Here is an 11559-nt window from a genome sequence, read left to right as displayed (position 1 = left end):
GAAGTGAATTATCAAAATGGATATGCTTCTGATAATTTGCCCTTATATCCGTTTGGTTATGGTTTGTCGTATACAAATTATGAATATGCGGATTTTAAAATAAATTCTAAAGCAAAAACGAACGGGAAGCGTTTTATGGTTTCTTTTACAGTTCAAAATACAGGGCAAGTTGATGGGGAGGAGATTGTGCAATTGTATGTTTCACCAAAAAATAAAAATTCTACAATGAAGTCTATTCAATTGAAGGGATTTGAAAGAGTATCTTTAAAGGTGGGTGAAAAGAAAAAAGTCATATTTGCTGTTTCACCGCAACAATTGGTACAGTATAAAAATCAACAATGGATTGTTGAAGAAGGAGTTTATACATTTAAAGTTGGTGCCTCTTCAACAGATATAAAACTTCAAGGAGATGTTAAATTTATAAATGGAGATTTTATTTTAGAAAACGGAAGACAAGTATTCTTTTCACAAGTAAAGTAGAATTCAAAATTTTAAAAAGAACCAGCAATGAGGTAGCGTATATCTTTGTTGCTGGTTTTTTATGAAAAATATTTAGTCAGGTTGAGATTTAATCGAGTTTTTTGTCTTTTTTTAGGCTAAAGATAAGGTGGGTTTTAGGGCACGATAAAAAGAAATAATTTTTCGTAAGTTTAAATCAAGTAGGTGTTTGTTCTATATGTTTTTAAGAGAAATCATTTCCTCTAAGAAAAAAATCATTTGAACGGATTGCTTCCGTATATTGTTGTTACTATTGTGTAAAACAATCAAATACGTCTTCAATGAATTTACAACGCACAACATTAATTATTTCATTTCTTTTAATCGGGTTAGTTCAAAAGGGAATTTCTCAAGAAGTACAACCTAATATTTTATGGATTCTTACTGATGACCAAAGGTATGATTCTGTAAAAACGTTCAATCAAGGAATTGATGGAAGAGAAATGAGTGAACTGGGATATATAGAATCACCAGAAGTGGATAAGTTAGCTGCTATGGGAACAACCTTTGTAAATACGTATTGTCAGGCAACAGGTTGTGCACCATCAAGAGCTGCCATGCACCAAGGCAGGTACCCATTTAGATCTGGAGTTTATGAATTCGAGTATCATAATAACGTTGCAGAACATATGAAACCGTCGCTGCCAGAACAATTAGTGGATTTAGGATATCAAACTTTTCACGTAGGGAAATTAGGGTACCGTTTGAAAGGTTTACGTGAGAATGGAAAGACAAAACCACATAAAGTATATCAGACTGATATCAATTTTAGAGATATAGGAAAACAAGGATTGACCGATTATTGCGCAGGTGGCTGGTGGCCAGAAGTAGAAGGATTGAAATTTGAAAAACCAATTACGGATATAACTTATTTTGTAGGACCAGATGGAGAGTTTGAATATGTATCAAAACAATTGAATGAACGTTCTCAAAAGCACAGAAAGACTGCAAAGAAAGTCACAAAAAAATATGATTTATTAAGACATTACAAAAAGGGTCAAGTTGAATCTATCTATAAGGGAATGATTATTTCTGGAGTAAGCCCGCAACCTGCTGGTAAAACGCGCGATGGGTATTATGCACATTTTTTGAATGAATATTTAGTCAATGAAAATAAACCGTTCCAAGCGGGAGAATTAAAATTTAAAGGAGTAGATCCTTCGAAACCTGTATTTGCTCATATCGGATTTGATTTTCCTCATACTCCTGTGTTGCCTCCTGCTGATTTTAGAGAGCGTTTTCAAAAGCACACATATAATATTCCGGAATTCAGTGAAAAAGAGTTTCAGGATATGGCGAAACAGATGAAAAAACAGATCAGTTATAAATCATCTTATCATTTTTCTAAAAAGGAGAAACAAAAAATGATTCAAGATTATTATGCATTTTGTGCCTATGGAGATCAATTGGTAGGACAAGCTGCCGATGATTTTATTAGATATAGTGAAAAGCACAAACAACCTTGGATGATTATTTATGTATGTGGCGATCATGGATGGAAACTTAACGAACATGGAGGGATCTCAAAATTTACTCCTTGGGAATGGGACAGTCATAATCCAATGATTGTTGTTTCATCAGATAAGAAAAAGTTCCCGGCAGGAAAAGTAGTTAAAGATTTTACGGAGTTTGTTGATATAGCACCTACTGCTTTGCATGCCGCTGGGGCAGATTTACAAGATGACAAGTTTGAATATTTGGATGGTTTAGATTTGGCAGAAGTTGTTTCGGATAAAGCTCCTGTTAGAGATTATATTATTGGAGAAAGTCATGCCGTAACTGGACCTAGAGCTTATATCAGAACAAAAGATTATGTGTTGTCTTTAAAAACTAGACCCTCTAAAAAGGAAGGTGTGAATATGAAATGGGCCCTTTCTGCCTCTTGGGAAGATTTGGATCCAGCTTTGTATAGTTCTAAAGATGACCCTAAGGAATTGCATAATTTGGCTTTTGATAAAAACTATCAAGAGGTTGCTGAAAAAATGAAAAATAAACTCTTAAATATTGTTTTAGGAGACAATCGTGTTGAAATTAACTGGGAGAAATGGGGAACAGGTACAAAGGTGTTCCATAGTGATTTTGCTCCAGGTTTTCATGATTATAAATTAAAGTTATAAAACAATTGCATTAATTTTTTGAAATAATTCTATGAAAAATCTACTGAAAATATTTGTTATACTCTGTTTTGTTCAGTTCGCAAATAGTCAAAACAAACCGAATAAAAAATATGGAGTTTGCTTTGCAATGTATACCGTGCATGAAAATATTTTAAAAATGACGGCACAGTTTTATCCAATTAAAAACTACGATCCGTTTAGAGCTTCTCTTCAAATTGAAAGGAACGGAAAATGGGAAACTGTGCAAGAGTCGGAAATTTTGTATCCAGGTTATACGGCTCATTTCAGGATTGAAGATTGGGATGATAAGGTTGAGCGCGCCTACAGGGTTTTCTATCATAAAAATGCCAATTATCAGGGGATGATTCGAAAGAACCCTATGGATCAGAAAGAAATAGTAATGGCGGCTTTTTCATGCTGGTCTACCTATCAAAAACATGGTGGAGCTGGAGCTAAAGATATTACGGATAACTTAAAAAAGTTGAATCCAGATGTTTTGTTTTTTGCTGGTGACCAAGTGTATGATCATAGCAATCATTATGGGAATTGGTTGAAGTTTGGAGAAGTGTTTGGGGAAATTATTAAAAATACTCCTACTATTACCATTCCTGATGATCATGATATTGGTCAAGGAAATCTTTGGGGTGATGGAGGTAGAAAATCTGACAACAGAGATGGAAATGAAGGAGGGTATTATATGCCTGTTTCTTATATTCAGGAGGTAGAACGTGCTCAAACAAGTCATTTACCAGACCCCTATGATCCTACTCCAATAGAAAGAGGTGTTGGCGTTTATTATACAGACTTAAATTGGGGTGGAGTAAGTTTTGCGATTTTAGAAGATAGAAAGTTCAAATCAGGACCAAAGCGAGTTTTGGATAAAAAACGTTATTCCAATACCTTAGAAATGGATGTGGAAGGTGCCACTCTTTTAGGAAATAGACAATTACAATTTTTGGAGGATTGGACAACGGATTGGGAAAATGCGCAGATGAAGGCTGTTCTGTCTCAAACAATTTTTACAAATTTGGCAACGCATACACCAACCATTGATAAAAAAATGAAGTACAGTGTAGATTCTAATGGATGGCCTCAAACAGGTAGAAATAAAGCGTTGAAAGTAATAAGAAAAAGTTTTTCATGTATGATTGCAGGGGATCAACATCTAGGGTCTGTGGTAAAACATGGTGTAGAAAACTGGAATGATTCGGGGTATTCTTTTGCAGTTCCTGCAGCAGCAAATTTCTGGATGCGTTGGTGGAACCCTGACAAACCAGGTAAAAATAAAGAGTCAAGTGCTCCGAATTATACAGGGGAATATGAAGATGCTTTTCATAACAAAATAACCGTACATGCTGTTGCAAATCCAACGCATAGAGATAATGAGCCTAGGGTGGATTTGCTGGACGGAAGAGCAGCAGGATATGGAATTATCAAATTCAATAAATTAGATAGAAAAGTAACATTTGAATGTTGGAAAAGAAATATTGACATTACGGATCCTAAGAGTAAGCAATACAATGGATGGCCTGTAACATTTGGACAAGCTGATAATTTTCAAATAAAAGATGGGTATCAATTGCCAAAGTTCAAGATTTCTAAAAAGAATCAAGTAGTTACAGTGAAAGATGCTTACACCAAAGAAGTGAAACTATCACTAAGGATTAATGGGACAGAATACCAACCAACTGTAAATCAAAACGGGATTTATGTAGTTGAAATTGGAGAAGGAGATAGCTTGCAAAGATTTTATAATATTGAATCACAAAAAAGAAATAGAGCCAGTATAGTTGTGAAAATTTAATGTGACACAAGGTTAAAAATATTTCGAATGGTTCTTTTGTAGTATACTTTAACTATACTATCTAATTTTTATTCTTGATATAACGACTTGTGCAAGTCCAATTTTACTTGAGGTTTTGAGTGGTTTCCGACTTTAGAAATTTGACTTGGTTAGTTTCTTTATTATAAAAGATATCAAAACATATCCTATAGCTAAAAAAACATTTGACAGATTGATTTTCCTGCAATAGGTGTAATATTGAGAATTAGAATTTAAAATATGTACACGATGTCATTGAAAAGAATTTTTATTTGTTCGCTAGTCCTAACACTTTTTATAGGGAAATTTATGAGTGCTCAAAAGCAAAAGCCAAATGTTCTTTGGGTTTTGACTGATGATCAAAGATATGATGCCATTAGAGCCTTTAATAAAATGCTTCATGGTAGAGAAATGAGTGAGTTGGGTTACGTGGAGTCTCCTAATGTAGATAAGCTTACGAAAATGGGGACAACCTTTATCAATACTTATTGTCAGGCTTCGGGTTGTGCGCCTTCAAGAGCTTCCATGCACTACGGTCGTTATCCATTTAGATCTGGAGTTTATGAATTCGAATACCATAATAATTTGGCGCCTCATATGAGGCCTAGTTTGCCTGAGCAAATGGAGGCTTTAGGATATGAAACTTTGCATATTGGAAAACTGGGTGTTCGTTTAAAAACGAAGAAAAATGGAAGAATGCAGGGGGCGGAAATGTACAAGCAAGACATCAGTTTTAAACAATTAAGAAAAGATGGATTAACGGATTGGGGGAAAGACTGGTTTCATTCACTTGATGGACAGAAGTTGGATAAGCCGATCAAAAGTATGGAGTTTTTTGTAACAGAAGAAGGTCAGTTTTTGTATCGATCTAAAGATTATGAAGCTAGATTTCCAGACAAAAAAGGAGAGGCCAAAAGTATTATGGAGAAATACGATCTGTTTATGGAGTACAATAAAAAGAAAGGACCTATGACTCCATTTTCTCCTGGTATTTTGGCAGGTGTAAGTTCAAGAAAAGCAGGTAAAACAAGAGATGGATATTATTCTTCTATTTTCGGAGATTTTCTAAAAAATGAGGATAAGGAATTTAAGGCAGGTTCAAGAACTTTTGATGGAGTAGCTACAGATAAACCGTTCTTTTGTCATATAGGGTTTGATTTTCCTCATACTCCGGTATTGCCACCAGCAGATTACAGAGAACGCTTCCAGAAACACAAATACAAAGTGCCAGCATTTGACAAGAAGGAATTACAAAGTATGCCGAAACAGTTTCAAAAGCAAGTGAAGTCTTCTTATTCAGATCACTTTACGAAAGAAGAAAAACAAAAAATGATTCAAGACTATTATGCTTTTTGCGCCTATGGTGATGCTTTGATTGGTCAAGCTGTGGATGATTTTGTAGCTTATAGTGAATCAAAAAAACAACCTTGGATGATTGTTTATGTTTGCGGTGATCATGGTTGGAAATTAAATGATCATGGTTCAGTATCAAAATTTACACCGTGGGAGGTAGATAGTCATAACCCTATTGTAGTAGTTTCTTCAGATAAAAAAGCGTTTCCTGCGGGAAAGGTTGTTGAGGAATATGCGGAGTTTGTGGATATTGCTCCTACAATAATGGCAGCGGGTGGAGCTTCTTTAGATGATGAAAAATACGATTACTTGGATGGTTTTAATATGGCTGAAATTGCTTCTGGAAAGGTTGATGGAAGAGATTATGTTGTTGGAGAAAATCATGCGGTAACAGGTCCAAGAGCTTTTATCAGAACAAAGGATTTTATGTTTTCAATTCAATCAAGACCGGATAAAAAAAGAGGTGTAAACATGGAATGGGCAAGAACTGCGGAATATAAAGATCTAGATCCTTGTTTATATCAAACCTCTAAAGATCCTCATGAGTTGCATAATTTGGCATTCAATAAAAAGTATCAAAAGGAAGTTGAAATTTTAAAAAAGAAACTGATTGATGTAGTTTTAGGAGATGGTAGAATTGAAGTTGGTTGGGGTAAAAAAGCAGATGGAACTACTGTTTATAAAAGTGATTTTGCTCCTGGAGCGCATGATCATAAACTAAAAATGAAATAAAATGAGTGGTATTTTATAAATAAAAAAAGGAACAGTTTACTATTCCTTTTTTTTTTATTGTTTTTACTAGTTGCAACTCCTTTGGTTGAGGTTTCCAGAAGGAGAATAAACACGAATCCAATCGATTCTCATTTTTGTGTCATTGCCCGTTTTTGAGTCAGAACTATTCCAAAATCCGTCAAATCCACCATACCTCCAAGCTTGTGAAGCTTGACTTATAATCATGTGCATTTCTCTAGTCAATCCATCTCCACAGGTAGTGTAGTATTCAGGATCAATTCCTTCATAAGCTCTAAGTCCTTGAATGATTTTTACTCTTTTACCATCAATAAAATAAATTAATTTCGAGGGGCTTTCCCATTTCACTCCAAAATAGTGGTAGTTTTCACTCCATACAACTTCGTTATCTCTACTGCAGGAACTATTGTCTTTTTTACGGGACATCCAAGTGTCTTTATGAGGTTGGTAATCCAAACGCACGCCGTTTTCTTGTTTAAAAGTATGGTGACTTAAGTGAATTCTATCTCCAAAATAGGGGAAATCACATTGCGTTCCATTAGCTCTAATTCTTGGTCCATAGGCTTCTAAGTTGTCAATTTCTTCCGTTGTGCCAGGATCATCACTTAACATCCATACTGCATTGGCTAATTGTGAATTGCTAATTTTTACTCTTGCCTCTTGAAATAATGGATAACTGCTTTTGGCTTTGGTAGAAAGCATTCCACACTTTAACCTTCTGCTTGTTCCTGTTCCAGTTTCAACGGCTTTTAGTACTAAGTCTCTGTTACTTCCATTTGTTGTTTCAAAGGTGACTTGATCTCCAGACCATACTGTTGGACTTGGACCTGTATAATTATTTACAAATCCTAGTTTCCATTTGTTAGCAAAATCAGGAGATGATTTACCTCCAGGGTAATTAAACTCATCAGAAAGTTCATCAATCAGTTTCCAGTTACCCATACCATAACTGGATCTATTTACTGCGGATAAGTTATTGTTGACAGGGGTGTCAAAAAGAACTAAATCGGTAAGAGTACAATTGTACATTTTTACTGAAATGTCTTCTTTATTATCAGGTGTTTCAGAATTTTCTATTTCTGAATTGACGATTTCAATGGTTTCTGGTTCTTGGCAACTTGTCAAAATAGCACAAAATAACCCTGTAAAGAATAGGGGCGTTAGTTTTCTCATAATATTGGTTAGTTTAATTAGTTTATGTTGGAATAAAGGTATTTCCTTTCCGTGATATTTTGAGTAAAACTCTGTTTGTGTTGAGTTTATGTATTGTTTTTTTAGTTTGGTGTTTTTTTTGATTATTTTTTTGTCATTACCGGGGCATATAGACCAAAAGTTCCATTTTACCTTGTTTGTGAGTATTTCTTTGATTGGTTGTTTTGAAAATTTGAATAGTTTTTGTCTGTGAATCAGTGAAAAGTGCTTTTAAATTTATTTTACAAATAGTCTATGCTTTTTCTAGTTGATTCTATTTTTTTTAAAACTAGTGTAGTTTTAGAATAGTCTCTTTTTGATAAAAATAAGAATTGAGGAAAAAGCGGGAAAACAGCAAGGAATCCACTATATAGAGTTCTTTGATACTAGACTTCGAATATATTGTACTGTTTAATATGGTCATTAACAGTTGTTTATGTATCTGTTTTTGTTTTGGTTGATTTTTTTAATTAAACATAACAAGCTAATAATTAACCATACATGATATTCTAATTCCTTTAATTGCTATAATATAGCTTGTTGAATATAAGTAAGAGCTTAGTGTCGTAAAGACCATAACCTAGTATTAAGAAAAACAAGTATAGTTAACTAATGAGAAATACAACAACAAAAATTAAGTTGTTTATGTTTACTGTAGTGCTTACTGCAGTTCAAATAAACGCTCAAAAAAAGCCCAATATTATTCTTTTATATGCAGATGATATTAGCGCACGTGAATTACCTATTTATGGAAGTGATACTTGGAGCTTACCTAAAGGAGGTGGTTTAAAAGGAGGAGATACCCAAGATGTAAAATATCGTGCCAAAACACCAAATTTGGATAGAATTGCAAAAGAAGGAATCTATGTAAAAACGGCATGGGCGGCTACCGTTTGTGGACCTAGTAGAGCCATGATGATGACGGGTAGATATGCTCATAAACATAAATGGTGGCATAATAAAGATAAAGGAAAAGCACCGAGTGGAAAAGGTTCATGGGATTTGTTTGACAGTTCTCCTCATACAATTGCCCATGTTGCCAAAGCAGGAGGGTATTCTACTTTTTGGGGAGGGAAAACACAAATGAATATTAGCGGTTTCCCTTTTGATGAAGGATGTTTTACACCTGGAGAAGGTTCTTATAATAAGGCCATTCATACGACTGACTTTAGATTAGAGACGAGAAAAATAAATGGTAATAAAAAAATATACAATGCTGACACCGATAAAGCTTTAACTCAGAAAAGTTATGTGCAGTCCGGCTGGTATTGGAAACCTCATGTGCAATTAATGAATCATCCAGATTCCAATAAAGAATTGGAATGGTGGCCTAACGATAAAAAATCAAAAAAGAAATTTGGCTTGAGTACGTTTGGTCCTGATGTAGAGTTAGAGTATATTTTTGATTTTATGGAGAGAAAAGAAAAATCGAAAGAGCCATTTTTTGTATATCATACAAGTCATTTAGGGCATGATGCTTTTGATTTTCTACATCCAGATTCGGGTAATAAATGGCCAGGTACACCAAAAATATCTTGGGATGGGAAAAAATATACAAGAGTAACTCCAAAAGTTACCGGTGATAATGGTAAGTATAATACCCATGGTACCATCACTGAAGATGGAATTCATAACCATATCAATTATTTAGATTATCAAGTATGGTTGTACATGAACAAATTAAAAGAATTAGGAATTGAAAACAATACCATATTTATTTTCTGTGCTGATAATGGAACTAGCGGTTATGGGAAATCTACTCAAGTCTCTCAGAAAGGGACGCATGTACCGATGATTATTTATGCCCCAGGAATGAACATGACAAAAAAAGGGATGCAAGATGTATTGGTAAATATGTCTGATGTGTTGCCTACCATTGCTGAATTGGGTGGTGTAGAGATCCCTGAGAACTATGAAATTAATGGAGAAAGTCTAATACCATTTTTAACCACAAATAAAAAATCACATAGAGATTGGATTTATGGATATCATAAAGGAACCCAAATTGTGAGAGGTGATTTGTTGATGAAAGATGGTAATAATGTGTGGTATGACGTAAGTATTAATCCTAGTGATTTGATAAGTTTTCCAAAGATTACAGACTGGTCAAAAGTTTCTGAAAAACATAGAGCACAAAGAGATCAATTAAAGGAGGTGATTGTTGATTTTGATTTGCATGAATCAGAACATGATGCTCCTAAGGGAGGTTATGGAAAAGTGGATAAATTAAAAACGAAGTAATAGGATGAAAGGATTGTTTTCATTTTTAATACTATTTGTTCTCACTGGTTTTGGAGAGTTTGAACTTTATACTCAGAAAACTGAAAATACTACTGAGGAATTAAGGATCAGAGGAGGCTTGCCCAATTTTTTCTCAAAATTAAAGTCGGGTAAAAAAGTGAAGATAGCTTACTTAGGTGGGAGTATTACGCATCAAGAAGGTTGGAGGCCAAAAACATTTTCTTGGTTTCAAAAACAATATCCAAAAGCTAGATTTGAGATGATCAATGCGGCTGTGCCAGGAACTGGTGCCGATTTTGCCAATTGTAGATTAAAAGACGATTTATTAAATAAAAATCCTGATTTGGTTTTTGTTGAGTTTCGTGTAAATGGTTCGTCCGGATTTGGGGTGAAAGCTCATGAAGGTATTGTGCGTCAAATATGGGAACACAATCCAAATACAGATATTTGCTTTGTCTACACAGTTGGTAAAAACATGATCTCCAATCTAAGAAATGGTTTGCAGTATGGAGAAGGAAAAAAAATGGAAAAGACAGCTATCCATTATAATATTCCATCTATCGACTTTGGTATGGAAGTGGTGAGACAGTTGGATAATGGCAATTACGCTTTTAATAAAAGCTCTGTTAAAAACGGACAGAAAGTTTTTTGTAGAGATAATGTGCACCCTACTCAAGATGGATATGAGATTTATAAGGAAGTTATTGCTAGGTCTATGATTGCATTAGAAGATCAGGGAAAAATGACAAGACATAAATTATCCAAACCACTTGATGAAAATTATTTTAAAGAAGCTCAATTGCTTTCTGTACATAAGGCAGAATTAAGTAACGGATGGAAGCCGGTAAAGGTGAAAAAAGATCCCGCTTATACTGATGATGAATTTAGGACTTCTAAAATGTTAGGTGCTGCAGTAAAGTGTGATAAGGTAGGGAAGACTATTTCAATTGATTGGACAGGAACCCATATTGCATTTACTGCAATACCTATTGTAGAGGGATTTGAAGTGGAAGTTCAAATTGATGGAGGTAAGCCAAAAAAATATGCCTTTCATCAAAAAGCTCCTAAAAATAAAAATAGACCAGCACCAAAATTTTCTCGTTCTTTTTATTCTCCTGAGCAAAAACCAGGAAATCATACTGCCATATTGAAGGTTGTAAAATTAGCAAAAGGGACTTCTTTTTATTGTGGTCAATTTTGGGTTATAGATACTCATTAAATTATTAAAATGTAAAAACATAGAATTATGTATAAAATAAAATTATCGTTTGTTATTGTATTATTGGGTTTGTATGGAAATGCGCAGCAATCAAAAAGCACAAATAAATTTTTTAAGCAGTTGAAAAATGAAAAAGTAGTTTCGGACCCCACTATTTCTTGGAAACAATTTGGTCCGGGAATGGCTGGTTATAATGAAGAGTTTTGGTGTCATCCTACAGATGTCAATACGATGTTTATGGGGCCAGATATGCATGTGAGCTACGGAAGCTGGGATAATGGGAAATCTTGGCAAACTCTTAAAGATACTGATGGCGATGGAAGAGATATGGAACGTGTTCTAGATATCGCTTTTTCTAAACAGAATCC

At 34.4% G+C, this 11559-nt stretch carries 7 protein-coding genes and 1 pseudogene; 7 read left to right on the top strand and 1 reads right to left on the bottom strand.

What is annotated here, in order from left to right:
* The 4 genes from P8H68_RS05820 to P8H68_RS05805 form a co-directional block, all read left to right on the top strand.
* The coding region (locus P8H68_RS05820) for a fibronectin type III-like domain-contianing protein (RefSeq protein ID WP_300322440.1) at window positions 1-480 on the top strand (480 nt) is incomplete at its 5' end.
* 299 nt (window positions 481-779) lie between these two features.
* Window positions 780-2615 (top strand): sulfatase-like hydrolase/transferase, encoded by a 1836-nt coding sequence (locus P8H68_RS05815; RefSeq protein ID WP_300322439.1) that lies wholly within the window; start codon window positions 780-782, stop codon window positions 2613-2615.
* Window positions 2616-2646: 31 nt separating this feature from the next.
* Entirely contained in the window at window positions 2647-4419 is a 1773-nt protein-coding gene (locus P8H68_RS05810) for an alkaline phosphatase D family protein (RefSeq protein WP_300322438.1), read from the top strand.
* A 327-nt stretch (window positions 4420-4746) separates the two neighbouring features.
* Window positions 4747-6522, top strand: a complete 1776-nt coding sequence (locus P8H68_RS05805; RefSeq protein WP_300322437.1) for a sulfatase-like hydrolase/transferase — start codon at window positions 4747-4749, stop codon at window positions 6520-6522.
* A 66-nt stretch (window positions 6523-6588) separates the two neighbouring features.
* Here P8H68_RS05805 and P8H68_RS05800 read toward each other — a convergent pair whose 3' ends face one another.
* Window positions 6589-7713, bottom strand: a complete 1125-nt coding sequence (locus P8H68_RS05800) for a family 16 glycosylhydrolase (RefSeq protein ID WP_300322436.1) — start codon at window positions 7711-7713, stop codon at window positions 6589-6591.
* 663 nt (window positions 7714-8376) lie between these two features.
* Here P8H68_RS05800 and P8H68_RS05795 point away from each other — a divergent pair.
* From P8H68_RS05795 to P8H68_RS05785, 3 genes and pseudogenes are all read left to right on the top strand, one after another.
* Window positions 8377-9972 carry a sulfatase-like hydrolase/transferase gene (locus tag P8H68_RS05795; RefSeq protein ID WP_300322435.1) on the top strand — a complete coding sequence of 532 codons (1596 nt, stop codon included), beginning with the start codon at window positions 8377-8379 and terminating at the stop codon, window positions 9970-9972.
* A gap of 4 nt (window positions 9973-9976) precedes the next feature.
* On the top strand, window positions 9977-11191 hold the full coding sequence (locus P8H68_RS05790) for an SGNH/GDSL hydrolase family protein (RefSeq protein WP_300322434.1): 1215 nt from the start codon (window positions 9977-9979) through the stop codon (window positions 11189-11191).
* 27 nt (window positions 11192-11218) lie between these two features.
* Window positions 11219-11559: pseudogene (locus P8H68_RS05785) on the top strand (hypothetical protein); the annotation flags it as partial.

Source organism: Flavicella sp., from assembly GCF_029238425.1.
In the GTDB taxonomy this organism is placed as follows: Bacteria; Bacteroidota; Bacteroidia; order Flavobacteriales; family Flavobacteriaceae; genus Flavicella.
The sequence above is the reverse complement of the archived record's forward strand: the minus strand, read 5'-3'. Positions and strand labels throughout refer to the sequence as shown.